The following is a 25,045-nucleotide window of genomic DNA, read 5'->3' as shown; positions in this document are numbered from 1 at the left end:
TGTGCACTCACTTTTATCGGGAATCGATTCTAGTCGGTAAAGTGCGGAACATTATAAAAACAAATCAGTGAAAATATCCACCGAGTTGCATAGAAAGATGATTTTCATCACACATAATGATGAGTGACGAGGTGATAGCAAGATAGCGCACCATTCATCAACGGAATGGTGCGAGAAGAATCAGTGTGGCAGTGGTGAGTTTGAGTTAGTGACACGGACGACTTTCAGCGTGCCATTTTTTTCAGCAGCGACAAAAGCGGCTTTGGCACGTTTCATGCCCTCTATTTTTCGCTGAAGTATCATAAAATCGAGGTGTTTTGATGGCATATCCTCTTCCTCCTTCGCCAATATTTGTCTTGATTTCAACGGGTATATTGAAGTTTCTTTTTTCACACAGTCGGTCATAAAATAGTTTTAACCTAGTATTAACAGCAACAGATAAATAGACCTGAGGTATAAATTTATTATAATGATTACTAATTATAATATTTAATGCATCACCTAATCTCATTAGACTTTGATAATTAAGCTGACTATATTTTTCTGCGGGTAGTTCAAAGTAGTGTTCATTGTGAAAATTTTCTGCTCGGTCAAATTTTATTTCATAACTATTTTTTGGAATGATAAAACCCAGTTCGTCATTAGAAAAATTAGATGTTTCTCCATTTTCTAAGATGACCACTTCCGAGAAAATAATAATAAAATCATGGTCATCAATAGAAAAGTTCAAACGTTGAAATATGAAATCACCATAACTTGCAGTTATAAAATTCATGTTTTCAATTCTAGGCACAAATCCTTGTTCCTATATTTAAATGTAACCCATCCAAGAGAGGTTACATTTTAAATATATTCACTTGGTGCACAAACAGTTATTACCAACTGAATTCAGCTATTTTCCCTGTAAAAACTGGATGCCGTTAATGAGTTTATCCATGCCAGCTTCTACCTTACTACGTGCGCAGCCAACATTAAGCCGTAAGAAGCCTCGACCCTCTTCGCCATAGGTGAAACCCGGCATAATAGCCACTTTCTCTTTTTCGATGAGCACTTCTTGTAACTGATGATCGTCAAGATTCAGTGGACGTAAATCAATCCATGCCAGATAGGTCGCTTGCGGTGGTTGCCAATTCAATGTTGGGAAGGCTTCATTTAAGCGCTGTGCCACATAAACTAAGTTGGCTTGCAGGTAGCTGCGCAATTCGTCTAACCAATGAGCCCCTTGCTGATATGCGGCAATATGCGCCACGATAGCTAATACGGCGGGGGAAGAGAGGCCATCACGACCTTTCAACATTTGGCTATAGGTGTCGCGGGTTTCCGTATCACTGATAAAACCATAAGCGCCAGTTAATGCGGGAATATTAAATGTCTTGGACCCCGACGTTAGCAAGGCCCATGGTGTTTGTCCTACCTGACTCCATGGCGTATGCCGTTGATTACCCCACGTCATGTCCATGTGTATCTCATCACTGATCACTTTCACCTGATGGCGTTCACACAACTCTGACATATGAACCAACTCTTCAGGTGTCCACACTTTACCTGTGGGGTTGTGTGGGCTACACAGTAATAACACCTTGGTTTGAGGCCGCGCTAATAGAGCCTCCAAATGGGCCATGTCGCATTGCCATTGGTTATCCACTTTATGGAGTGGGCAACTGAGTAGTTGCCGCTGGTTACCGAGGATCACCTTATAAAAAGCATCATAAGCGGGGGTGTGGGTGACAATAAAATCACCAGGTGCTGACCAGCAGCGAATCAATTGGGCCACCATGTAAATCACTGATGGCCCATAGACCGCCATCGATGTATCAATATGGCAACCAAAGCGTTGCTGATACCAATGACGAATAGCCCCCAGAAAATCTTCATGCTGCCAACGGCTGTAGCCCAATACTCCGTGCTCAATACGTTGGTTGAGTGCTTGTAAAATCACAGGAGCGGTCGGGAAATCCATATCAGAAATAGTAAATGGCAGTAAGTCCGCCGCACCAAAACGGTCAGCAATATAGTCCCACTGGGTACACCAAGTACCATGACGGTCAACCGGCGTGGAGAAATCGAACATGAGTATCTCGCTTATGAAATATACCCTCGGTTTTTGAGGTGACAGGGCGAACCGCTATCACGTCAAGAACGTTGGGTATATCGGAATGTAAGTAACGGCGCTTACTGTGTGACAGCGCTAAGGTAGGGCAAATTGGCCATTGCTTATCAGTGAGTCTAATTCATCTTTCACTGATTGCACTTGTGGGCCGATAACGACTTGCAAATTATGGTCATTCAATTGAATCACACCGATGGCGCGGTTGGCCTTCAAGGCTTCTTTATCCACGAGGTTCATGTCTTTGACTGACATTCGCAAACGGGTAATACAATTATCCAGTGAGACAATATTATCCGCGCCGCCCAAGGCCTGAAGGATAGCAGGGGAGTTATAGCCAGATTTACCAGTGACGGTACCCGCAGCCGCTTTTTCAGCATTGCTGCTGGCGACGGTTTCATTTTCACGTCCCGGCGTTTTGATATTGAAGTGCTGTATGGCAAATCGGAAGATCATATAGTACGCAACGAACCATATCCCGGCGACAACCGGCACCCAATACCATTTAGTCGCGGTCCCATGCAGAATACCAAACACCACGAAGTCGATGATATTGCCGTCAGTGTTCCCAATGGTAACGCCCAACAACGCCATCACAGTAAAGCCTAAGCCTGTTAAGATCGCATGGATCAGATACAAGAACGGTGCAACAAACAAGAACAGGAATTCAATAGGTTCGGTTGTTCCGCCAATGACACAGGCAACCACACCCGAAATCAGCAATCCTTTAATTTTATGACGATTTTCTGGTTTTGCGCAGTGATACATCGCCAATGCAGCACCGGGCAGACCACCGAGAAATGCGGGCATTTTTCCCTGAGAGAGGAAGCGAGTGGCGCTTTCAGAAAAACCGGTGGTTGTCGGACAGGATAATTGTGCTTGGAAGATAGTCAGTGCGCCACTGACACTATGGCCGCACACATCCATCGTGCCACCCGCTTCTGTGAAACGAATCAACGCGACCAAAATATGGTGCAAGCCGAATGGGAGCAATAAGCGTTCGCCACTGCCAAAAATCATTGGTCCGAATATACCGGCCCCATTTATTAATCGACCCAAACCATTAATACCGGCAGCGAACCAAGGCCAGATCAATGGGATCAATAAGCCAATAAGACCAAGAACCACCGTGGTGACGATAGGGACAAAGCGTGTGCCACCAAAGAAAGCTAATGCATCAGGTAGACGAATGGTATTGAAACGTTCATGCAGCAAATAAACAATAACCCCAACAATGACCGCACCCAATATGCCCGTATCGATAGACTGAATCCCTAATATATTCTGAATGTTATGGGTTTTCAGTACTAAAGAGTCGGTGGTGGGTAACACGCCGCTGGTGGTGAGATAAAAGTTAGTGGCGAGGTTGAGTACGGCAAAGCCGACAAAACCAGAAAATGCTGCGACGCCTTTATTTTCGCGCGCCATACCCAAGGGGATAGCGATGGCAAACATGACCGGTAAGAAGCTAAAAGCAAAAGAACCGACCTTGCTCATCCAAGTGAATAATAGCTGGAAAGCTGGGTGACCGATGAAGGGCAAGAGGGTGATGACATCTTTACTGCTCAGTGAGCTGCCGATGCCTAACATGATCCCACAGAAGGAGAGCAAGGCGACCGGCAACATGAAGGTTTTCCCTAAACTCTGGAAAAATTCCCACAGCGTGATTTTTTGTTTTTTTACCGCTGACATAGTGGCTCCTGTTCTTAAAACACTCGATCGTGGTGATCTTTTCGTCTCCTTATCTGGAGGTAAAATAAGATAAAACGTTTAACCCAGATAATATGAGTGATAACTCACAATTATTGATCCTATTTTTGTATAACCTTCGCATTTATCACGCTAGGTAGAACTAAAGGCGCGTATTTTATCGAATCCACAGCTAATGTATGCAAATCGAGGATCCTTGCTGAGTATTGATCTGCAATGTCAGATCCGTTGATTGTGCTAGAGTCATTTCTGGGATTAAACGTTTAACTTGGCTTATTAGTTGGTATGACCATTAAAAAAATCACCATTACTGATGTGGCGAAATATGCGGGTGTTTCTGTAGCGACGGTTTCGTTAGCTATCAGTGGCAAAGGCCGCATTTCTCCCACCACCTCAGATCGCGTCAATCAGGCTATCGAACAGTTAGGCTATGTCCGCAACCGGCAGGCGGCGCAACTGCGTGGAGGGGAGTCGGGGGTGATCGGCTTGATAGTTCGCGACATAGGCGATCCTTTCTATGCTGCAATGACCGCCGGTTTAAGTGAGGCGATCGAGACAGAAGGTAAAGTTCTGTTTCTGACGCAAAGTGGCCGAGAAGGTAAGGGGCTATTGCGTTGTTTCGATACCCTAATTGATCAAGGGGTTGATGGATTAGTTCTGGGGGGCGGTGCCCGAGCAGAAATGGGGCTACAGCAAAAAGCCGCAGAACACGATATTCCCCTCATTTGTGCGGCCCGTGCGAATGTATTGGAAGGCGTCGATGTTGTACGGCCAGATAATATGCAAGCCGCCAAAATGGCGACTGAGTTTCTCATTGATCGTGGTCATCGGAAAATTGCCTACTTAGGGGGCCTCTCGCACTCATTAACTCGTGCTGAACGATTAGGGGGTTTTTGCGCCACATTGCTACAGTATGGCCTGCCGTTTCGATCAGAATGGGTGGTTGAAAGTGATGGTCAGCAGCAAGCCGCTGCCGATGCAGCTGAAACCTTATTACGGCATCATCCAAATGTGAGTGCCATAATTTGCCATCAAGCCTCGGTCGCGCTTGGGGCTTATTTCGGCATTTTGCGTACTGGTAGAACCATTGGCAGTGCGGGTGTCGATACTTACCTCGATCAACAAGTTGCACTGATAGGGTTTGGCGATGCACCAGAGGCCGAGCTGACTGAACCGCCATTAACTATTATCACCAGTTCAGCACGTGAGATTGGCTACAGTGCCGGACAACGTTTACTCCAGCGCATTGCAGGCGTCGATTTACAATTACAAGACGTTATATTACCGCCGGTGTTGATCCGCAGAGGATCAGCCTAAGAATAGAAGATGAGGTTCGAAGGCCAATGGAGTAAAAAACCACGTTATTAACGCAACTTATTGTTAAGGATAAGTTTTAAATGCCACAGTCGCTAATGGACTCACTGCCGATTTGTCTATTTCCTTATACTGCCCCGGAGTTTTCCCAAAATGTTCTCGGAATATCTCAATATAAGCACTGACGTTGTTATAGCCGCTCAGATGTGCCACTTCGTTTACGGATAATCCGGCGAGAATCCATTGAAGTGAAGAGAGTACTTTTACCTGTTGACGCCATCGGCTAAAAGTTAGACCGGTTTCCTGATGAAACAAGCGGCTAAGATTTCGTACACTAATCCCCCATTTATGGGCCAGTTGTGTCTGACTCAACACACATCCGGGGTTTTTTAATAATTCGTTTGCAACATTTCTCGCCCGACGATCTTCTGGCAGTGTGAGCTGAAGTGGCAATTCAGGTAGCTGATTCAGTTCACAGGTTAATACTTGCAGAAGTGCATCTCTGTAATCGACAGGCCTGTTCAGGCATAGCCGTTCAAGCAGCTCCAGGATGAAACTATCCACTCCGTAGACCCCAGAACTGAGGGGGAAATGAAGACAGTATGATGGTTTAAGGTAAAGACATTTGCCGCTTACGGCCCCCGCACTCCGAGCTTTGTGGTACAGATTCGCCGGAAACCACCCCACCGACCCTGGGGTGACAATCCATTGAATCAATTCCGTCTCAATTATCATAAGTCCCTGGCTAAGCCAGAATAACTGGCCTGATCTGTGCTTATGCCACTCCGTTGAATGCATACCGTCATATTCAATCCGAGATGTTTTTATCTGCATGGCCGATTAACCGTATATGTTGTCCTGATGTCGATAATATACCAGTCAGGTCCTGAAGTAGACTTTCTGTCATTACTCAGAATGGAGAATCAAAATGCAAAACATTAAGCAGACAGTCATTGCGGCACTACAGACGCTCATTACGGATCCATTGCATGACGAGAGTAAAATTGCAGCATTTTTTACTCCTGATTATCAACAGAGCGTGGATGGTAAGCAACTGGACTACCATGGGTTTATCGCACATATGAAGGCCATCAAATCGCATACAAAACGGATGAGCATTTTTATTAAAAGTGTCGTGGCTGAAAATGATACGGTGTTCACTCATCACTATGTGAATGTGGAAAAAAATCAGGGTGAGAAGAGCGAGTTTGAGATTTTTGCCTGCTTTACTTTGTCATCTGACAAAATTATCCGCTGTGAAGAACTCACAAGAATGATTAACGGGCTACCCGGAGACAGCGATCTGGGTAGCAGAAGTTAATTTTTTTCAGTCTATAGTGCGTGGCGCAGAAGTTTGCCCGTTATGGGTCCGCGCCACGGATTCGCTCACGCTCAACTACTGGGGCCAGAATACCTGCTTTTACTCTGCTTTTTACAGGTATCAAATATCATAATATGAGACTGTTAAGAATCGGTATTATCATTTCCTACCTCGACAGAATAATTATCTTAATGAGTTAACTTTTCATAATAACTAATGATATTTAATTTTCACTATCGATTGATATGTGGCTATTCTAATTAAGATACAATTAAACTATATTTAATTGGATTAATAATTTACGCAGATTATTATTAATTAGTTATATTGATACTTATAGGAATAATATATGAAGAAATTATTATTTGTTATTACTCTGTGCTCGATAGGAACGGCAGGTGCAACTTGCAACGTGCCAGAAAACATCGAGGGAAAAGATTTTATTATGGCAATATCAGCCAGTTACAGCCCGACAAACCCGATGGCTGGTAATGTTTACAAAATGCAATACCGTGGTGATAAAAAATACAATTACAAAGTACTTAATAACGGGAATGACTATTCTGGTCAATATCAATATAAGCGAATCGCAGATAACATCGGCATCATTAGCTCAGAGGAAATGTTTGGTGAAAAATTGGCAAAATATACTTTGACGTTAATATGTGACAATGAAAACTCAGGTGTTTATTTTTATCAACAAAGTGATGGTGTTGCAGGGAATAGATCGAATACATCACACTATTATTTATTAAACTAATGAGCTAAATTTAGCCAGCAATATATCTGATAAAAAAACGGAGCCATTCGGCTCCGTTTTATCACGGTACTGATACTGCTTATTGTGCTGGTGTGACTGACTCAGGCGCAGCACCAATAGCAGGTACATCTGCTGGTTCGTCGCCAGTATTTTCTTCAGCAGGTGCTCCGCCGAACATACCAAATAAGCCAACAAACTCTTGTACTGACATTTTCTGACCATTCAAATCGACTTTGTCATCAGCAAAGTGGATGCTACTGCTAATAACATTATCTTTAGTTGTGGTCAGCTTAAACATTTGGCCCATGGCAGCAATGCCTTGAACCTGTTGTTGTGCCAATTTTTGTGCTTCTTCTGGGCTGTAGCCCTGCAACTGAGCTGCCTGCGTGGTCAATTCCGTTGCCATCGGCATTGGAATGGTCAGCGTTGCATCGACTTTTTTCACTGCTTGTGTTAGCAGAGGTTCGCCGTTGGTTTTCGCTGTTGATGGATCAGTGAGATCAACATTCAGCGTAAAGGTACTTTCCCCTTTCGAATTTTTCCAACTCAATGGCGCAATGCTAAACGTTGGGCTGCCTTTCAGTAGTGCAGGGAGCTTAGCAATTAACATTTCTGTCATTTCTTGCTGATATGCTTCCGCATCTAGATTTTCGCCAGCCTGAACGGCTTTCAGCGCTTGTTGATTATAAGCGGCGGTAAACTGCTTGAGGCTTTGACCATCCAAACGATCAAAGGCAAACGCTAATTTGCCAGAGCCAAAATCACTGCCCTGAATTTTCAACGCATCCAATGTGTAAGTCAGCTTACCGTTCAAGTCTTTATCGGTTTCGCCTAATTGGGTATTCAGGTTGAAGCCAACCAATGTTGCAGTCTCTTTACCATCTAGACTGAAGCTCATCTGCTTAATGCCAAGCTGTTGATCGCCAATACTCAGGTCAAATTTACCCATCTGGCTATCGCTTTTCAGTACCAAACCTTGAAGAGTGAATTGCTCGATTTGATCCCACTGATTTTTAGTTGCGAAAACAATATTTTCGCTGTCACCGCTCATCTTCACATTACGGAGATCACGGGAAACATCAGCATCAATCTTGGCACCAGAGAATTTCACACTGGTGGTATTTTGCTTATAGTCGATTGGAATAAAGGTAATGGCAGAAGAAGTATCACCGCTGTAAGAAATGCGAGAGTCTGCTGTAAACGGCGACTGTCCTTTGGTGACCTCAAACAGTTTTTTCAACGCTGGAGTATTGGCAAGTTCGGTATGTACCGATGCCATGCTTGGGATTAGGTTGAATTTCTTTAATTGTGCTAATGGGAAAGGGCCGTGGTCGATAGTTTCGATGAAAGCGACTTCATCGCCATCTTTTAACGCTTTTTCACCAGCAACACTGCTATCTGCTTGCAGGACATAACGAACTTGGCTCGTAAACAAGCCGCGCTGGTAATCTGTATATGCGAGTTTCACACCGGCTTTTGGCAACAGTGTGCGGATCTGGTCATTCGCGTTATTAACCAACTCGCCCATACGTTGTTCAATCAGTTTACCTGTATACCATGAGGCCCCAGTCCATGCTGCGCCAAGAACGACTATGACGCTGACAGCCACTAACGATTTTTTCATTGTTCTGTTCATCCTTTATCTAATATACCAAATACACTGTGTTGATCACGGTACTGAGTTACTCGTTAAATATCACCAAAGAGAATTCTTAAAAAATCCTCAAATCAATATAGGCCAAACTGTTCACAAACAAATATTATTGATGCAATTACTCTTTATTGCGAGAAACGAAATCTAACTATCACAACGGCAAAAGGCCAGTCATTGACAACAAAATGAGTACCTTTGTTCATTCTGCGTTGTAAACACGGGCAATAGAGCCTGTTCCTTGTACAGTTACCGGCGATTCGTTGGCCGGTATAAAGCAGGACTCCCCCGGTTGCAGGGTGACTTTCTGTTGCTGTTTTTGTAATACAGCTTCGCCTTGAACGCAGAATACTATCGCAGCGCTATTTTGCGCTAATGTCTGGGGGGGAGAAGTTAGTGTATGCAACGAAAAGGCAAAATCTTCAACGGGGATAGGGAAGACCAACTCATTACCTTGCTGTTGTGGGCTGGTGAGTAAAGTGTCCGCGGGCTTAGGAATAAATTGTAAGTTAGCCATTAACTCAGGAATATCAATAAATTTTGGCGTTAAACCAGCCCGCAATACATTATCGGAGTTGGCCATCACTTCCAACGCCACTCCGTTTAGATAAGCGTGAGGAGTCTCGGCATAGAGGAACATGGCTTCACCTGGTTGTAACGTGACGACGTTTAATAGCAAAGGGGAGAACAAGCCGCTGTCATCAGGGTAGAAGCGAGAAATGCTGCGAATAGTATCCCAGGGTTCACCCAGTTGGTTATTAAGTGCCGATTTAAGGATGGCCAATGCACGTGTTTTAGGTTCGCCAGCCATACTGAGCAAACTGGCAAAAAGCGTGGCTAAATGTTCAGTATTCGGTTCGCGCAAAAATACGGCGATATCCGGATGAGCAGCCGCCAGCGGCTGAAGTAGCACTTGAATATCATTTAATGTGCGAAAGCCATTCATGGCCTGGAATGGGGTCAGGGCATAGACCAATTCAGGCTTATGGTTTGCATCTTTATAATTTCGCTCCGCAGCATCTAGTGGGATCCCTGCTTTATTCTCTTTAGCGAAGCCAATTTCGGCGGCAGCTTTGCTAGGATGAACCTGAATTGATAGCGGCTGAGCTGCGCAAAGTACTTTAAATAGGAAAGGCAATTCGCCAAAACGAGTGAAAACGTCGTGCCCAAGATTGGCTTCAGGGTCTTGCTCGATGACTTCACGCAATGAATGCCATTGACCGTTTGCATCCGCAACTTCAGAACTACTCTTAGGGTGAGCGCCCATCCACAACTCTGCCATCGGTTTGGCTTGCGGATTTGCAATACCATAAAGCTCGGTCAGTGCGGTAGTACTACCCCAAGCATAGTTTTGTACTGCATTTTTCATTTTTTGCATGTCGATGGTCTGCCGTTTGTTGAGGGCCAAAAGAGGGTAAGACGCCAGTCAGCGATGAGATATGGCCATCTGGTGAAAGCCCGAGCCCGATAAAAATAGTCCCTTAGTAAACAATGGGGGTCAAGGGGTTGCAAGTAGTAATGCTATTCGGTTCGCAGGTTGACATTATAAACGATAGAAATACGAATCAATCGCATCAAGGTGTCGATAAATATGCCATGATAGAGTTCGTGCTGCTGGAGAGCGGTATAGCAGACTTCAACTTTTCAGATCCAAATGTTAAGGAGATAAAGATGGCAGCGACTCGCAGTGAAAAAGACTCAATGGGGCCTATAGATGTACCCGCAAGCCAGCTATGGGGAGCGCAAACTCAACGTTCATTGGAACATTTTAGGATCTCACAAGAGAAAATGCCGACAGCGTTGATTCACGCTTTGGCACTGACTAAACGCGCGGCAGCGAAGGTTAATCAGGAACTTGGGCTGTTGTCAGCCGAGCGCGCAGACGCCATTATGCGCGCGGCCGATGAAGTGTTGGATGACTGCCATTCAAGTGAATTTCCGTTATCAATCTGGCAAACCGGTTCTGGTACTCAAACTAATATGAATATGAATGAGGTACTTGCGAATCGAGCCAGCGAATTGCTCGGCGGTGAACGAGGGAATGGTCGCTTAGTTCATCCCAATGACGACGTTAATAAAAGTCAAAGCTCGAATGATGTATTCCCAACAGCAATGCATGTTGCTGCGGTGATTGCATTAAAAGAAGATCTGCTGCCGGAATTGAAGATATTGCAGGAGACGTTAGCGGAAAAAGCAGAAGCGTTTCGCGATATTGTGAAAATTGGCCGGACACATTTACAAGATGCCACGCCATTAACATTGGGGCAGGAGATATCAGGCTGGGTGGCGATGCTATCTCATAGCCGGTTGCACATTGAGTCCGCTATTCCTCACCTCTGCGAATTGGCGCTTGGGGGAACCGCCGTCGGAACGGGGCTGAATACACATCCTGAATATGCTGTGCGCGTTGCCAACGAAATTGCCGCACTGACTCATCAACCCTTTATTACCGCCCCGAATAAATTTGAATCTTTAGCGACTTGTGATGCATTGGTTCATGGCCATGGCGCGTTGAAAGGTCTCGCCGCCTCATTGATGAAAATTGCCAATGATGTGCGTTGGTTATCTTCCGGTCCTCGCTGTGGTATTGGTGAAATCTCTATTCCTGAGAATGAGCCTGGTAGTTCCATCATGCCGGGTAAAGTGAATCCGACTCAATGTGAAGCGATGACCATGCTATGCGCTCAAGTGATGGGTAATGATGTCGCGGTGAATATAGGCGGGGCATCTGGTAATTTTGAGCTGAATGTATTCCGTCCGCTGGTTATTCATAACTTCCTACAATCAATCCGCTTATTAGCGGATGGTATGCGTGGATTTAATGAACACTGCGCTGTTGGGATTGAACCGAATCGCGATCGTATTACTCAGTTGCTAAATGAGTCATTGATGCTAGTCACGGCGCTGAATACCCATATTGGCTATGACAAAGCGGCTGAAATTGCTAAGAAGGCGCATAAAGAAGGGCTAACGCTAAAAGCGGCTGCCCTCAAGTTAGGCTATCTAACCAGTGAGCAATTTGATGAGTGGGTCCGACCGGAAGAGATGGTCGGAAGTATGAAGTGATTTTTCGTCGTATGATGTTTTAATGCCGGATGAGCTTCCGGCATTTTTCCGCTGGTTAAAAATTTTCGGAATAAAATCGCACGCTGTATAATTTTAATAACACCAGCGGCAATATTATTGACTTGGATGAGCAAGGTCGGCTCATTTGTTTTTAGCTTCTTAAGATTTATCTGCCTCAATATATAAATGTAACCTCGGGATCAGTAACTTCATCGGTTTAGCATCTGGCTTATATTTATGTTTGATATGGCGAACATCGTAATCTGTAAGTTCACCTAATTTAGGTAAATCAGCCTCAGATTGAACCTCGCAAAATGCAATCAATGGCATAGGGCAGGGGTGTTGCACCTGTTTTTGTTGTTCTTGATACCAAACTCGCGCAATGGGTTGCACTTTAACTGGGCGCTTTATTTTTAGTTTTGTTTTCTCGGGTAAACGCTTAATGTCCGTTATTTCTCGACTAATAGATTCTACCCATTGCTCACGTGTAAACGGCGGGACTGCTCGCCCTGAATTCAGACTTTTATCTAACTGAGCCAAAATCTCTTCACGGGTGACATTTTTGATTATATGTTTGTTTGCCCATCCAAAACGTACTGAGCTGGGATTCAGTAGTGGCGTTATTGTGCGATAGGTATTCAAAGTGATCAATCCGTGCAGGTGGGTATGGACAAACTCAAAACGCTGTTCACTAGGTAGTCCTGACTCAATGGTGATGATGCGTTCCAATTCAGTTTTTAACTGGTTAATTTCGCGAATAGTATTCTGACAATCATTTAATTGATGCGTTGTTACTGAAAAGCAGAGCACACCAGGCAAACGCAGAGCCGCTTTGCTACTGGCATTTTGGCCTTGATGATGAATAAACAGCCGCTGAAAATGTTGCAGTCCTAATTCTCTGGCTTGATTACCCACGGTTGCAGCTACTGTAATTTGATCAATAGGTTGATGCTCTGTTCCTTTTTCTATTTCAGGAAGAGTGAAAACCCGAGCCGCAAGCAGCGGTAAATCAATAAGTTGCTGGTGGAGATGTTGCAGCTCAACCTCTAACGAGTTAAACCTCTTATTGAGCCGATCAATCAAATCATATTTGTTCATTTTGTTTTCTAGTAAAGGTAATTTTAGTTACAACATACAGTATTTGATTTTCATAGAAAAGCGATCTATGAAAACATTGCATCGCCTTTAATTAAATTAAATATGAAACGAAGAAGAGGGTTCGACAGGGTAGAGTTGACAAATCGGTAAAACATTTGACCACAACACTAGGGGCTTTATTTAAATCAGACTGATTAAAGAAAACGAAATGAAAAAGGCTAGATGACAAAAAACGACATCTAGCCTTTCGGATGAATCAACGCTTAAGCTAATGCTTTTGCTTTAAGCTGCATGTACTCACTTTCAGTAATCACACCGTCATCCCATAATTTTTTAGCGTCTGCGATCTGTTCGGCGGGAGATTTACCGGCTACCTGACGAATATATTCATTGGTATCTGAAACATTCTTTTGTACTGATGCACGATAACGTTGTGCCATGCCTTTACCGCGAGTAACCAGATAGAGAAGAGAGGTAAGTAGCGGGATGAATAGCAAAAAGATAATCCAAATCGCTTTATAAAACCCACTCAACTCGTGGTCTCTGAACAGATCCGAAATCACCTGAAACAGAATCAGCAAATAAGCAATAAAAAAGAAAATCGAAAATGTAGTCGCCAGAATATCCCACAGCGTTAGAAAATGACTTGTCATATGCTCTCCTGCAATTATTAATAAATTAAGTTAATATTTACCGTAAAAAAGTCGCTATGTACATTATATACTTAATTTAAATTTCAACAGTCCTTGTCAGTAAAATTAAATTTTCGCCGTTTCTGGTAGTTTGCGTAAACGCTGACCAACAAAAAGTGCGACTAGCAGAAGTGCCGTGATAAAAGCGACAACGCCTGTCCAACCTAAATTGAGCCAGAAAATCCCGCCCAATGTTCCTGCCACACTCGATCCCGCATAATAGCAAAAAAGGTAAAGTGAGGATGCCTGCGCTTTTGCGCGACGGGCTCGGCGACCAATCCAACTGCTGGCAACAGAATGAGCGGCAAAAAAACCTGCCGTAAATATCATCATGCCGATAAAGATACTAATGACTGGCGGGAAACAGGTAATAAGAACGCCAACCAACATCATTCCAATGGATGCCAATAATATCGGCCCTCGACCATAACGGCCAGTCAGGGAACCCGCTTTTGGCGAACTATAAGACCCTGTCAGATAAACTATCGACAATAAGCCGACGACTGCCTGACTGAGATAATAAGGCTGAGCCAACAAGCGATACCCTATGTAATTAAATAGGGTCACAAAGCTCCCCATAATGAGAAATCCCTCAGCAAAGAGCAAAGGTAAACCAGGATCACGCCAGTGCAGTTTGAAATTAATAGCCAGTGTTCTTGGCCGTAATGAGGTTGGACGGAAGTGTTTTGATGCGGGAAGAATACGCCAAAACATACAAGCGGCCGCTAATGCAAATAAGCCGATCACCGCTAGTGCAATACGCCACGAGAAGAAATCACTGAGTACCCCAGTCACTAAACGACCACTCATTCCTCCAATAGAGTTACCGCTAATGTATAACCCCATAGACAATGCAACAAAGCTTGGGTGTATCTCCTCACTAAGGTAGGTCATGGCTACTGCTGCAACACCACTGAGGGCTAAACCAATTAATGCCCGCATGAGTAAGATGCCATGCCAACTGGTCATCAATGAGCAAATAATTGTACAGATCGCGGCGAGCATCAGCGCAACGACCATCACTGATTTACGCCCAACCGCATCTGAGAGAGGGCCGGTAAACATCAACCCAAAGGCAAGCATTCCCGTCGCAGCGGAAAGCGATAAGCTGCTTCCAGCGGGCGAGATATTGAAGTCTTGCGACAGTAACGGCAGGATCGGTTGCACACAATAGAGTAGGGCAAATGTCGCCAAGCCTGCTGAAAAGAAAGCCAAGGTTACGCGGATAAACTGTGGTGTGCCTCGTTGAATATAGGGGCGTTTAGACAAACGAGGAACATCGGGTGTTGGTGATAGTGAAGAGGCGTCATCATTAGCTGCGGGCGCGGGCTCTACGCTAGTCGTAGTGCGCAAAGAGGTGGTCACGGTATTTCCTTTTCGTTAATACAATCAAAAAACTCTTTTCACCAAAACTTGGTATAGCCGTTGAGCGGCTCAATGACAAGATCATAGAAATTGCTGAGTTTTTTGTCTAATATATTAATTATTCCGAATAAGACGCTTAACGTATCAATTCACATCAATGACTATTGAACTCAGACATTTACGTTATTTTATTGCTGTTGCAGAAGAACTGCACTTTGGCCGAGCGGCTGAACGACTACGTATTTCACAACCACCATTGAGCCAACAAATTCAAATTCTTGAAGAGCAAATTGGTGCACGATTGTTTGCACGTAACAATCGTAATGTCAGTCTGACGCAAGCTGGCGCATTGTTTTTAAAAGAATCCTACCAAATTTTGGCGCAGGTTAATTCTGCCTCGGAAAAAGCCGCACGCTTGCATCGAGGAGAATCAGGTGAGTTAACTATTGGTTTTACGTCCTCTGCGCCATTTATTAGCACTGTCTCTAAAAACTTGCGGGCATTTCGTCAATTACACCCGCAAGTCCATATTAAAATGCAAGAGGTCAACACAAAACAGCAAATTGAGCCGTTACTGGATGGGCGATTAGATATTGGTGTGATGAGAAATACGCGGCTGCCAGATGCTTTACAATATCGATTGCTATTACGGGAACCCCTAGTCGCAGTGGTTAATGAAGACCATCCGTTAGCTGCATTTCCCGCAGGCAGCGTTAAATTCAGTTCATTAGCCGAGCAGCCTTTTGTTTTCTTTTCTCGCGAAGTCGGAACAGCGCTGTACGATGAAATTCTTACGCTGCTAGCCCGTGCGGGCATTACACCCTATATAACTCAGGAAGTCGGGGAAGCAATGACTATTGTGGGTTTAGTCTCCTCTGGTTTAGGTGTTTCCATATTGCCCGCCTCATTTACTCGCGTAAAAGTAGATGGGGTGAAATATTTACCCTTGGCCGAAGCTAGCGCAACAACCGAAGTCTGGTTGGTTAACCATAAGCACCGTCCCGTAACGGCCCCAGCAGAAGCATTGATTCGCCTGATGGTGGCGGATATTAAGTGACAGTATTGGCTGTGGACCCTAAGAGATGAACATCTCCACCGTATAAATAACGACCATTTCCGCTATCATAAATCGATGATTATGTGCAGTAAATCACATAACTAATCAAATAGTTGACGCCTTATGCTAAAAGCCCCAACATAGCCGATAATCTTTATTTAGAAGCGCGAAAAATACTTGGTTGGCAGAGAAGGAGCCAGTTTAGTGATAACGGATGGACAGCCTGGGCATATTGATCAAATCAAGCAGACCAATGCAGGGGCCGTTTACCGGCTGATTGATTTGTTCGGCCCAATATCCCGTATTGAACTGTCTAAAAGGGCACAGTTGGCCCCTGCCAGTATCACGAAAATTGTGAGGGAATTGGTTGAAGCGCATCTGGTTAAAGAAACTGAATATCAGGATGTTGGCAGTCGCGGTCGCCCAGCGATAGGCTTAGTTCTTGATACTGAAGCTTGGCATTATGTTTCAGGGCGTATCAGCCGTGGTTCTATTACTCTCGCCTTACGTGACCTCAGTAGTAAATTGGTGGTCGAAGATCAAATTCCATTACCTGATAGCCACTCTGAGCCATTGCTTCAGCGTATTCTCAACGAAGTCGATCAATTCTTCATTCGGCATCAGGAAAAACTGGAAAGGCTAACCGCAATAGCGATCACCATGCCCGGCATCATTGATGCACCCGCAGGTATCGTACATAAAATGCCATTTTATGATGTCAATGAAATGCTGCTTGGTCCTGCATTAGAGCAAAGAACGGGGCTTCCTGTTTATCTACAACACGATATTTGTGCTTGGACTATGGCTGAAGCACTTTATGGTGCATCACGTGGTAGCCAAAATGTCATTCAAGTTGTGATCGATCACAACGTAGGGGCCGGTGTTATCACTGCGGGCAGAGTATTACATGCCGGCAGCCGTAGCGTGGTTGAGATTGGCCATACCCAAGTAGATCCCTACGGCAAACGCTGTTATTGCGGCAATCACGGTTGCCTTGAAACGGTTGCCAGTATTGAGAATATGCTGGAAATTGCCCAGCAACGTTTAAGCGGCTCAATGAGTTCGTTATTACACAGTACGCCATTAAGCGTGGAATCTTTATGCGATGCCGCCTTAGCCGGTGACCAACTGGCGAAAGATATTATTTTGGGGGTTGGTCATAGCGTTGGACGAATAGTTGCCATTATGGTTAATTTATTTAATCCCGAAAAAATCCTAGTAGGCTCCCCGCTAAATAAAGCCGCATCTATTTTGCATCCCGCTATTGCTGCTTGTATTCGCCAACAAGCGCTGCCGGCATACAGTGATAATATAGTTGTTGAACCGACTCTATTCTTTAATCAAGGCACAATGCCGGGTGCAGCATTAGTAAAAGAGGCGTTATATAACGGCTCATTATTGGTGAAATTACTGCAGGGCTAGCATATTGCCACTAATAAATAAGAGTTAATTATTAGTGGGTATATCTGAATTATTCGTTAAAAAACCCACTCAGTTCGTTAAAACATTGCGCTAACGCAAGCTGTCCACAGTCTGCATCGCCTAGACTTTTATTCATGTTGCCAATTTCGTGCATGTTAAGCGAAAAAACTTAAGTCGGCGTGGACAGATTTTGGAGTATTGTTATGTTAACGCGAGTATTTGTGACGGGAACCGACACTGCTGTCGGTAAAACCGTAGTGTCACGGGCCTTGCTTCAGGCCTTAAGCCAAAATGGCAGAACGACGGCTGGCTACAAACCTGTCGCAACCGAGAGCAAAGAAACACCCGATGGCTTACGCAATCAGGATGCCCTGATTTTACAAGCATCGTCATCGGTTAATCTAGATTATCAAGAGGTTAATCCATTTCCACTGCAAGCCGATGTTATTCATGCTTGTTCAGATACGCTGATTAACTACGGGGAGATGACACAAGGGCTGCAGCATTTATCCGTTAAAGCCGATACTGTTGTCGTTGAAGGTTGTGGTGGTTGGAAAGTCATGATGAATGATCAACGTTTCTATTCTGATTGGGTAATACAAGAGCAGTTACCTGTCATTTTAGTCGTTGGTATTAAAACAGGTTGTATCAACCATGCGTTATTAACGGCACAATCTATTCTTAATGATGGATTACCTTTATTAGGTTGGGTTGCGAATCGTATTAATCCTGGTTTAGCACACTATGCTGAAACAATAGCGATGTTACGCGAGCGGTTACCTGCGCCTCAGTTAGGGCAATTCCCTTATTTACCGCATCCAGAAGAAAAACCATTAGCAAAATATTTAGATTTATCCGTTATCAACCAATAATACATTTCTCTTGTTGTGTTATTAATTAATGTTCGTATTGCTAATAATGGTTGCGTTGTTAATGATGATCATGTGGTTAAAGGCGATTAAGAAGGGTAATTAACTGAATAATCATCATTAAGAACAATTTTCACTGACAGTATTATTTTAACGCGAATGGTAAACTGATGCTGGCCGCAACCAGCGAGCTATCGTTGTTGAAATCACACAAGAAACAAGCAGGCCGGGGAGAAGAGTATATTCACCGGTCATTTCGCACACCATTAATGCTGCCATTATCGGGGCATGAGTCGTTGCTGCGAGTAAAGTTGCCATCCCGGTCAGTGCCATCAATAAGGCGATGTTGTCACCGAGTGCTGGCCACCAAGCAAATACTTGTCCGCATACCATACCAAATGCAGCACCCACAAAAAGCGTCGGGGTAAATACACCACCCGGTGCACCGGACCCACTGCTCGATAATAGGGCCAATAGCTTACATATCAGTATTCCGCCCATCAATAAAATACCTGGCGGCGTTGTGAGTAACGACTGCACCACACTATAGCCATTCCCCCAAACCTCTGGGAAAATCAGCGAAAGTAATCCTACAATGAGCCCCCCTAACGCAAGTTGTAATGGGGGCAAAAGATTCAGTGAGCGAAAAGCATGCCCGCTTGCACTCATCGCTTTGAGGAATAGCGGTCCAAAAAAACCGGCTAACAATCCCATTAACGCCATGAGGAAATAGTGGATTGGCCAAGGAGAAGGGAGAGGATCCACGAGATAAAGTGTTTCCTGACCACCGTGCAATAAATTCGTGGTGAGCAAAGCACTCACTGCGGCGATAACAACAGGTCCAAGAGAGGCCAGCATCAAAGTGCCAAAGAGAATTTCTGCAATAAATAAACTCCCCGCCAGTGGAGCATGATATGCACTTGCCATGCCGGCTGCAGCGCCACAGGCTACCCAAAGTTTCCATTCACTCGGTTTTGCATAGCGTTGTGCAAATACAGAAGCAAATAGTGCAGCCAAAAGCACCATCGCACCTTCTCTACCAATCGCACTGCCGCTCGAAACAACCAGCAATGAGGCAAGGGATTTGACCAAACTGGCTGAAACATCTAACCGGCCATCCCCCGTTTCAATGGCTTCCATATAATCAGTTGGAGCACTGGGCTTTTGTTGTTGATAACGTTGATAAGCCCAAAGTAAAGAACCTGCCGCCAAACCGCCCAGCGCGGGAGTCAGTACACGTCGCCAACCCGTAATTGAGGATGCAGCGGCAACCAAACTTCCATCAGTTCGAGAAAAGAGTAACCATTCGAGCCCATACATGGACTGATGAAATAGCCAAACAATCAAGGCAGCCATTATGCCTAACATGATCGAAATTAGCAGGCGGCGCAGCATGATGCGGTAGTAATAGAGATGTGCTGGTCGTTTCATGTAACGCCATTACAAGATTGAAAGTCACAGGCTGACATATTGAAAAAAACTCTTATTTTTCGATACAGTAGATTGTTACTTGCCAATGAATAAATGGCCAGTGAATCTTCATCAAAACAAAAGGGCGCACCTAAAGGCACGCCCTGACGGAATACAGCGAGAGATTAGTTGCCGCTATTAATACGCGTATAAACAATCTTCTGGGTATCATTTTCGCAATGCCCAACGACTTGGCCGCCAGCTTGTTCCGCTTGATCGTTAGGGACGATATCCAGCTTAAATCCTGATTCAGGCACACCATTACTGATAATTTTCTGCGTAATATCGGCTTTTACACTTTCACAAGAAGCCAACGCCGCTAACGGTGCCAGAGAGAATAATAATGTGCTGATAATAATTGTTTTTTTCATCATAAAGTCCTTATGTGGATGAATAGCCTATCTAACGTATTGATTCCTAAACTTCTCTTAAGGATAGTTCAGATACCTATAACCTCAAGTAAATCTGAGCCATAGCCTCTATTTACGGATTAATCTGGCGACCGGATGAACGGTCTAGGCAACGTTCAGTATTCGGTTCCCAATAAGCGTTTAAGTTCTCACTACGGTCACAGCTATCTTTCGCATCTTCAGCACGATCGAATTTATCAAAATTCTTTTCGACACGATTGTTCACCTTATTACGTAGGCGATGGGTATCATCCCATTGCTGCTGGCTTTGGCGCGCTTGTTCTTTGGACATGGGATCATTATTCCCACCAACAGAAACACAAGTGCTGCCCTGGGTACAGTTTGCCGATTGTGCCAATGCGGGCATCTGCCAAGCCAGTGGTAATGCTAGCATTGCGACCGGTAAAAAAGCGCGTATAAAGCGTGGCAAGATATTTATTTTCATCGTCTTAAATCCTTTCTGAGTCAATGATGTTAAATCATCATGTAATTAACTGGCACGCTATCCGCGAACAAAAATTATATCATTGCTTGAGGGCGATAAACTAGTCAACGACAACTCGGCTACAAAATGAGTAAAGTAACCGAATGTTAATTGAGAATATTTGTTTTAATAGCAATATGTTAATTACGGTATACCGAGGCTAGGGAATGTTAAAGACATCGCTACTGTTTTTTGTCACTGCGTTAGCAGAAATTATCGGTTGTTTCTTGCCTTATTTATGGCTGCGCAAAGGGGGAACAATTTGGCTCTTACTACCAGCAGCGGTCAGTTTGGCGCTGTTTGTTTGGTTATTGACACTGCATCCTACCGCCAGCGGGCGAGTCTATGCCGCTTATGGTGGCGTATATGTTGCGACAGCATTAATTTGGTTACGCGTCGTCGATGGTGTAAAGCTTTCGATGTTTGATTGGGTTGGTGCGGGTGTTGCACTGGCGGGAATGCTGATTATTGTCGCCGGTTGGCGAGTAAATTAAGGGCGGGGCGCAGAACACCCCAACCACAATAATGTTTGATATTAAAATTGAGAGCTTGATAAATTGATAGCTTGATTTTAACTTTCGCGATGGATGCTTAACCCTGCAAAGGATTGGCTCACCGGCATCATTTCGATTGAGTTAATATTCACACGAGCAGGCAGGGTGGCAACCCAATATACCGCTTCTGCGATATCCTCAGGCGTCAGAGGGTTCGCACCATCATAGGTTTTGTTAACTTTATCGCCATCACCTTTAAAGCGCACTGATGAAAACTCAGTGCCACCCACCATGCCAGGTTCAATATCCGTGACGCGAACGCGAGTACCTTGCAGGTCAGCACGCAGACCCAAGCTAAACTGCTTAACAAATGCTTTCGTCGCGCCGTAGACATTCCCACCTGCATACGGCCAGTTCGCCGCTGTAGAACCAATATTGATAACATGACCGACATTGCGTTCAACCATGGCTGGCAGTAGAGCGCGAGTCATATTCACCAAACCCTTGGTATTGGTATCAATCATTGTATCCCAGTCGTCAGCATTGGCTTTATGCGCTGGTTCCAGTCCTAACGCTAAACCTGCGTTGTTAACCAGCAGGTCGATATTCTTCAATTCAGCCGGTAAGTCATCAATAACTTGTTGAATCGCCGCACGGTTTCGCACGTCTAGCTTCACGATATGCAGTTTATCACCAAGTTCATCCTTTAATTCTTCCAGACGCTCTTGACGGCGGCCTGTCGCAATAACCTGATGACCGTGACTAATAAATTTACGGGCGATAGCCTCACCAAAACCAGAGGTCGCACCTGTGACGAAAACGATCATATACATTCCTTATTTTCGTTGCTAAAAATATAATTGATATGATTAACATACTCTTAACGATAAGCAGAAGCTATTACGGTGAGTCATTTCTGTCTTTCAGCGTTTTGACGGCTTCTTACGGACCTCATCACCCGCATCGTGGTTAAGTGTCAGGGTATCGATTACCGATAATAATGCGACCATACCAATAACCACAAATGCTATCTGGAAATTTTCCAGCGGAATAATGCCGGCTCGATAGGGATGAAACCACTCAGCAATCCGCAGCGCCAGCGCACCTATCGCGATTCCCAAGCCCATCGACAACTGTTGAGCCATATTCGAAAAAGTATTGGCTCCGGACATTTTAGGTGCCGGTACTTCTGAATACGCTAAAGTATTTAGCGCAGTAAACTGCATAGACCGTGTCAATCCACTGATAAATAGCAGCACTATAATCAAAACATGAGGTGTGTCAGGGGTCATCAATGCATAAGCAAAGATAGTGACTGCATTCAGAAAACCATTCACAAGTAGGGTCGGACGAAAACCAAAGCGGTACAAGATCGCAGAGGTAAAAGGTTTCATGGTTAAGTTGCCGGCAAATACGGCCAAGACCAATAAACCCGCATCAAACGCACTCAAACCAAAACCAATCTGGAAGAGTAAAGGTAATAAAAAGGGGACTGCCCCGATAGCCATACGAAATACACTACCACTCCAAATGGTGACACTGTAACTTTTAATGCGCAAAGCCCAAAGGTCAACTAATGGGAAAGTCTGCCGTTTAGCATGATAAACCGCTAACAAGCCCAATATCAGACTGCCCGCAATACAGAATAGAGGGACAAAACGTGACAAAGTTTGATGGTTGAAGAGTTCCAGACCCAACATCAAACTAAAGCAGGCTGAACCAGTCAGTACAAAACCGAGCATATCGAAAGGCGTTTCTTTTTGCGGTAATTCTTGCGGGATAAGCCGCCATGCCAACCATAAACCAATGGCACCCAGCGGCACATTTAAAATAAATATCCAATGCCAAGAGGCATAAGTGGTAATAAAACCGCCGACCGGTGGACCGAGAATAGGAGCGACTAAGCCGGGCCAGGTAATTGTGGCAATCGCTTTTATGAGATCAGATTTAGCCGTATTACGCAGGACAATTAACCGACCTACTGGCACCATCATGGCTCCACCAAACCCTTGTAGAATTCGGGCCCCAGTGAAAGTCAGCAGATCAGTACTTAATGCACAAAATACTGATGCCAAAGTAAAAATTACCATGGCGGCGGCGAAGATATTACGCGCGCCGAAGCGATTAGCAATCCAGCCACTGGCAGGGATAAATACCGTCAAAGTAAGAATGTAAGCAGAAATCCCGATATTCATATCGATGGGATGTACAGAAAATGTTGAAGCCATCTGTGGCATCGCGGTAACAATGACCGTCGCATCAAGATTTTCCATAAAGAAAGCACCGGCAACAAGTAATGGCAATGCAGACCCACGCAGTGCAGTCGAGCGCATGATTTTTACCTTAGAGCTAACGGGCAGTAAATTGATTTGAATAGATATAATGACAGATAGTAAACACTGAAATCACGTTTCAAATCTGCAGACTTTTATGAGTTATTTTGAGCATACCGGAATCAGCGGGTAGAAAGAAGGGGACTTGCGGCAGATGAAAGTATTTTGGGAGAAGAACAAAAAAATTAAGCCGTCTAAACGACAGCTTAATTTATGTTGGAAATTGTTTCGTCATCACTATTTTTTCTTATACACATCAGCAGTCGCATGGATTTTGTCATTGGTCATGGCTGATGTCACAACAAAATAGTCACCGCCAAGCTCGTCCGCTTTTTTAGACAGCTCTTCCTTGGCGTCACTGGGGGCTAACTCGCCAGCGGTGACGATGTTACCAATTTTTTCATACTGATCAGGACTTTTATTAAGATCTTCTTTTGTTAGCAATTCGGCGGCGATAGCACCGGTAGAAAATGCACCCAAGAGAACTAACGTCGTGATAGTTTTTGATAAATTCATAATAATTCCTCTCATCAAATATTTTTACGCGTGAGTAAATCTATTTCTTTGGAAGGATAAGTATTGTTCTCATTACTCGTTTCATCCAGTAAATGACCTGTTTTTAAGAATCTTGTACATTCCATTGATAATCATGGACAGAGAAAGTGAAGCATGGATGAAGAAGATTGATGCGCTATGGAGGAAAGAAGTGGAGTAGGGGAAAGATAGATTAAATCCGCTGTAATAATCAGTCGGATGGACTATCCACCCGACTCGATGACGACATTACAGATAAGAAACCGCGTATTGTACAGAGGCAATGACAGACCCGGGTGTTGCTTGTCCTGTTGCGAAGTACTGAACCGCAAAATCATGCTCTGCTGAAGTTTGGCCTGCTTTCAAAACGATTCCATCTTGCGCCACACCACTGTTCAAATCGATACCGGTCGTTGTCGTGGCATCTTTCAGTAATTGCAGTTCAACATTGGTTGCTGTTCCGCTATTTTTTAAGTTACCTGATGCAGAAACTTGGTTGCCTACAAATACAGTTTTGATATCTACATCACTGGTATCAGCTGTGCAACCTGAAACGCCCAAAGTGAATGTCGTTTTACCCGCTTTTTTACCAGAGGCATCCAAGTCAGCACTTGATACTGTTGGTAATAAGACCAGTGGACTTGATTCAATACCATTTACAGTAACAGAACATGTTTGTGCCGTTACTTCGCCCTGGAAAGTAATCGTATTATTATTTGCTGCCATGGCGAAAGTAGTCGATGCTGTGAATAATGCCAGAGCCAAAGTAATCTTATTCATTTAAAACTCCAAAGCGTTAATTTAAATTTAGTTTGACTTTCATGCTTATATTGATGAAAGCTCAAGTTAATCTATTAATGATGAAGTGGATAATGACTACGACGGCCA

General features: G+C 44.3%; 24 protein-coding genes. 8 read left to right on the top strand and 16 right to left on the bottom strand.

Features of this window, described 5'->3' with window-relative positions; all coding sequences use genetic code 11:
* Positions 1 to 241: 241 nt before the first annotated feature.
* The 3 genes from BN68_RS04865 to malX form a co-directional block, all read right to left on the bottom strand.
* Positions 242 to 793 (bottom strand): hypothetical protein, encoded by a 552-nt coding sequence (locus tag BN68_RS04865; RefSeq protein WP_231294018.1) that lies wholly within the window; start codon positions 791 to 793, stop codon positions 242 to 244.
* Between the two features lie 99 nt (positions 794 to 892).
* Positions 893 to 2,071 (bottom strand): MalY/PatB family protein, encoded by a 1,179-nt coding sequence (locus BN68_RS04860; protein WP_019210034.1) that lies wholly within the window; start codon positions 2,069 to 2,071, stop codon positions 893 to 895.
* A 117-nt stretch (positions 2,072 to 2,188) separates the two neighbouring features.
* Positions 2,189 to 3,799: a maltose/glucose-specific PTS transporter subunit IIBC gene (gene malX / locus BN68_RS04855; protein WP_019210033.1), complete on the bottom strand. Its 1,611-nt coding sequence runs from the start codon at positions 3,797 to 3,799 to the stop codon at positions 2,189 to 2,191.
* A 303-nt stretch (positions 3,800 to 4,102) separates the two neighbouring features.
* On the opposite strand from malX, the gene malI reads away from it, so the two are divergent.
* Entirely contained in the window at positions 4,103 to 5,134 is a 1,032-nt protein-coding gene (gene malI, locus BN68_RS04850) for a Mal regulon transcriptional regulator MalI (protein WP_019210032.1), read from the top strand.
* A 63-nt stretch (positions 5,135 to 5,197) separates the two neighbouring features.
* On the opposite strand, the gene BN68_RS24255 is transcribed toward malI, so the two are convergent.
* A complete protein-coding gene (locus BN68_RS24255; RefSeq protein ID WP_226720394.1) occupies positions 5,198 to 5,695 on the bottom strand; it encodes a helix-turn-helix transcriptional regulator in 498 nt (165 codons plus the stop codon).
* Positions 5,696 to 6,059: 364 nt separating this feature from the next.
* Between BN68_RS24255 and BN68_RS04840 the strand changes: the two genes are divergently transcribed.
* Positions 6,060 to 6,452, top strand: a complete 393-nt coding sequence (locus BN68_RS04840) for a nuclear transport factor 2 family protein (protein ID WP_019210030.1) — start codon at positions 6,060 to 6,062, stop codon at positions 6,450 to 6,452.
* A gap of 349 nt (positions 6,453 to 6,801) precedes the next feature.
* Complete coding sequence (locus BN68_RS04835) at positions 6,802 to 7,212, top strand: hypothetical protein (protein ID WP_019210029.1); 411 nt, start codon at positions 6,802 to 6,804, stop codon at positions 7,210 to 7,212.
* Between the two features lie 79 nt (positions 7,213 to 7,291).
* Here BN68_RS04835 and BN68_RS04830 read toward each other — a convergent pair whose 3' ends face one another.
* Entirely contained in the window at positions 7,292 to 8,836 is a 1,545-nt protein-coding gene (locus BN68_RS04830) for a YdgA family protein (protein WP_019210028.1), read from the bottom strand.
* 229 nt (positions 8,837 to 9,065) lie between these two features.
* Complete coding sequence (gene manA, locus BN68_RS04820; RefSeq protein WP_019210027.1) at positions 9,066 to 10,241, bottom strand: mannose-6-phosphate isomerase; 1,176 nt, start codon at positions 10,239 to 10,241, stop codon at positions 9,066 to 9,068.
* A gap of 293 nt (positions 10,242 to 10,534) precedes the next feature.
* On the opposite strand from manA, the gene fumC reads away from it, so the two are divergent.
* A complete protein-coding gene (fumC, locus tag BN68_RS04815) occupies positions 10,535 to 11,929 on the top strand; it encodes a class II fumarate hydratase (protein WP_019210026.1) in 1,395 nt (464 codons plus the stop codon).
* Between the two features lie 159 nt (positions 11,930 to 12,088).
* On the opposite strand, the gene tus is transcribed toward fumC, so the two are convergent.
* From tus to BN68_RS04800, 3 genes are all read right to left on the bottom strand, one after another.
* On the bottom strand, positions 12,089 to 13,027 hold the full coding sequence (tus, locus tag BN68_RS04810) for a DNA replication terminus site-binding protein (RefSeq protein ID WP_019210025.1): 939 nt from the start codon (positions 13,025 to 13,027) through the stop codon (positions 12,089 to 12,091).
* A gap of 263 nt (positions 13,028 to 13,290) precedes the next feature.
* Positions 13,291 to 13,680 (bottom strand): SHOCT domain-containing protein, encoded by a 390-nt coding sequence (locus tag BN68_RS04805; RefSeq protein ID WP_019210024.1) that lies wholly within the window; start codon positions 13,678 to 13,680, stop codon positions 13,291 to 13,293.
* A 105-nt stretch (positions 13,681 to 13,785) separates the two neighbouring features.
* Positions 13,786 to 15,084 carry an MFS transporter gene (locus BN68_RS04800; protein WP_019210023.1) on the bottom strand — a complete coding sequence of 433 codons (1,299 nt, stop codon included), beginning with the start codon at positions 15,082 to 15,084 and terminating at the stop codon, positions 13,786 to 13,788.
* A gap of 157 nt (positions 15,085 to 15,241) precedes the next feature.
* On the opposite strand from BN68_RS04800, the gene BN68_RS04795 reads away from it, so the two are divergent.
* The 3 genes from BN68_RS04795 to bioD all read left to right on the top strand — a co-directional run bounded on the left by BN68_RS04795 (position 15,242) and on the right by bioD (position 18,435).
* On the top strand, positions 15,242 to 16,141 hold the full coding sequence (locus BN68_RS04795; protein ID WP_019210022.1) for a LysR family transcriptional regulator: 900 nt from the start codon (positions 15,242 to 15,244) through the stop codon (positions 16,139 to 16,141).
* Between the two features lie 204 nt (positions 16,142 to 16,345).
* Positions 16,346 to 17,563: a sugar metabolism global transcriptional regulator Mlc gene (gene mlc / locus BN68_RS04790; RefSeq protein ID WP_019210021.1), complete on the top strand. Its 1,218-nt coding sequence runs from the start codon at positions 16,346 to 16,348 to the stop codon at positions 17,561 to 17,563.
* A gap of 203 nt (positions 17,564 to 17,766) precedes the next feature.
* On the top strand, positions 17,767 to 18,435 hold the full coding sequence (bioD, locus tag BN68_RS04785; protein ID WP_019210020.1) for a dethiobiotin synthase: 669 nt from the start codon (positions 17,767 to 17,769) through the stop codon (positions 18,433 to 18,435).
* A gap of 147 nt (positions 18,436 to 18,582) precedes the next feature.
* Here bioD and clcB read toward each other — a convergent pair whose 3' ends face one another.
* The 3 genes from clcB to BN68_RS04770 form a co-directional block, all read right to left on the bottom strand.
* Entirely contained in the window at positions 18,583 to 19,863 is a 1,281-nt protein-coding gene (clcB, locus tag BN68_RS04780; RefSeq protein WP_019210019.1) for a voltage-gated ClC-type chloride channel ClcB, read from the bottom strand.
* A 164-nt stretch (positions 19,864 to 20,027) separates the two neighbouring features.
* The gene (locus BN68_RS04775; protein WP_019210018.1) at positions 20,028 to 20,273 is read right to left on the bottom strand and encodes a DUF1161 domain-containing protein; all 246 of its coding nucleotides are present in this window, start codon (positions 20,271 to 20,273) and stop codon (positions 20,028 to 20,030) included.
* A gap of 112 nt (positions 20,274 to 20,385) precedes the next feature.
* Entirely contained in the window at positions 20,386 to 20,757 is a 372-nt protein-coding gene (locus BN68_RS04770) for a DUF1283 family protein (protein WP_019210017.1), read from the bottom strand.
* A 206-nt stretch (positions 20,758 to 20,963) separates the two neighbouring features.
* On the opposite strand from BN68_RS04770, the gene BN68_RS04765 reads away from it, so the two are divergent.
* A complete protein-coding gene (locus BN68_RS04765) occupies positions 20,964 to 21,290 on the top strand; it encodes a YnfA family protein (RefSeq protein WP_019210016.1) in 327 nt (108 codons plus the stop codon).
* Positions 21,291 to 21,367: 77 nt separating this feature from the next.
* Here BN68_RS04765 and ydfG read toward each other — a convergent pair whose 3' ends face one another.
* From ydfG to BN68_RS04745, 4 genes are all read right to left on the bottom strand, one after another.
* Complete coding sequence (gene ydfG / locus BN68_RS04760) at positions 21,368 to 22,117, bottom strand: bifunctional NADP-dependent 3-hydroxy acid dehydrogenase/3-hydroxypropionate dehydrogenase YdfG (protein ID WP_019210015.1); 750 nt, start codon at positions 22,115 to 22,117, stop codon at positions 21,368 to 21,370.
* A gap of 96 nt (positions 22,118 to 22,213) precedes the next feature.
* Entirely contained in the window at positions 22,214 to 23,623 is a 1,410-nt protein-coding gene (locus tag BN68_RS04755; RefSeq protein WP_019210014.1) for an MFS transporter, read from the bottom strand.
* 237 nt (positions 23,624 to 23,860) lie between these two features.
* Positions 23,861 to 24,139, bottom strand: a complete 279-nt coding sequence (gene yahO, locus BN68_RS04750) for a DUF1471 family periplasmic protein YahO (protein WP_019210013.1) — start codon at positions 24,137 to 24,139, stop codon at positions 23,861 to 23,863.
* A gap of 267 nt (positions 24,140 to 24,406) precedes the next feature.
* Entirely contained in the window at positions 24,407 to 24,937 is a 531-nt protein-coding gene (locus BN68_RS04745; protein WP_019210012.1) for a fimbrial protein, read from the bottom strand.
* Between the last annotated feature and the right edge of the window lie 108 nt (positions 24,938 to 25,045).

This window comes from Yersinia massiliensis CCUG 53443 (assembly GCF_000312485.1).
In the GTDB taxonomy this organism is placed as follows: Bacteria; Pseudomonadota; Gammaproteobacteria; order Enterobacterales; family Enterobacteriaceae; genus Yersinia; species Yersinia massiliensis.
This window is presented reverse-complemented; position numbering and strand designations above follow the sequence as displayed.

Excerpts from the sequence above, each read along its gene's own strand:
- BN68_RS04805 (WP_019210024.1), bottom strand. The coding sequence starts at position 13,680 with ATGACAAGTCATTTTCTAACGCTGTGGGATATTCTGGCGACTACATTT.
- BN68_RS04835 (WP_019210029.1), top strand. The coding sequence starts at position 6,802 with ATGAAGAAATTATTATTTGTTATTACTCTGTGCTCGATAGGAACGGCA.
- yahO (WP_019210013.1), bottom strand. The coding sequence starts at position 24,139 with ATGAATTTATCAAAAACTATCACGACGTTAGTTCTCTTGGGTGCATTT.
- clcB (WP_019210019.1), bottom strand. The coding sequence starts at position 19,863 with ATGAAACGACCAGCACATCTCTATTACTACCGCATCATGCTGCGCCGC.
- BN68_RS04860 (WP_019210034.1), bottom strand. The coding sequence starts at position 2,071 with ATGTTCGATTTCTCCACGCCGGTTGACCGTCATGGTACTTGGTGTACC.
- bioD (WP_019210020.1), top strand. The coding sequence starts at position 17,767 with ATGTTAACGCGAGTATTTGTGACGGGAACCGACACTGCTGTCGGTAAA.
- malI (WP_019210032.1), top strand. The coding sequence starts at position 4,103 with ATGACCATTAAAAAAATCACCATTACTGATGTGGCGAAATATGCGGGT.
- ydfG (WP_019210015.1), bottom strand. The coding sequence starts at position 22,117 with ATGATCGTTTTCGTCACAGGTGCGACCTCTGGTTTTGGTGAGGCTATC.
- BN68_RS04840 (WP_019210030.1), top strand. The coding sequence starts at position 6,060 with ATGCAAAACATTAAGCAGACAGTCATTGCGGCACTACAGACGCTCATT.
- BN68_RS04745 (WP_019210012.1), bottom strand. The coding sequence starts at position 24,937 with ATGAATAAGATTACTTTGGCTCTGGCATTATTCACAGCATCGACTACT.
- BN68_RS04755 (WP_019210014.1), bottom strand. The coding sequence starts at position 23,623 with ATGCGCTCGACTGCACTGCGTGGGTCTGCATTGCCATTACTTGTTGCC.
- BN68_RS04770 (WP_019210017.1), bottom strand. The coding sequence starts at position 20,757 with ATGAAAATAAATATCTTGCCACGCTTTATACGCGCTTTTTTACCGGTC.
- manA (WP_019210027.1), bottom strand. The coding sequence starts at position 10,241 with ATGCAAAAAATGAAAAATGCAGTACAAAACTATGCTTGGGGTAGTACT.
- BN68_RS04765 (WP_019210016.1), top strand. The coding sequence starts at position 20,964 with ATGTTAAAGACATCGCTACTGTTTTTTGTCACTGCGTTAGCAGAAATT.
- tus (WP_019210025.1), bottom strand. The coding sequence starts at position 13,027 with ATGAACAAATATGATTTGATTGATCGGCTCAATAAGAGGTTTAACTCG.
- BN68_RS04830 (WP_019210028.1), bottom strand. The coding sequence starts at position 8,836 with ATGAAAAAATCGTTAGTGGCTGTCAGCGTCATAGTCGTTCTTGGCGCA.
- BN68_RS04795 (WP_019210022.1), top strand. The coding sequence starts at position 15,242 with ATGACTATTGAACTCAGACATTTACGTTATTTTATTGCTGTTGCAGAA.
- BN68_RS04775 (WP_019210018.1), bottom strand. The coding sequence starts at position 20,273 with ATGAAAAAAACAATTATTATCAGCACATTATTATTCTCTCTGGCACCG.
- malX (WP_019210033.1), bottom strand. The coding sequence starts at position 3,799 with ATGTCAGCGGTAAAAAAACAAAAAATCACGCTGTGGGAATTTTTCCAG.
- fumC (WP_019210026.1), top strand. The coding sequence starts at position 10,535 with ATGGCAGCGACTCGCAGTGAAAAAGACTCAATGGGGCCTATAGATGTA.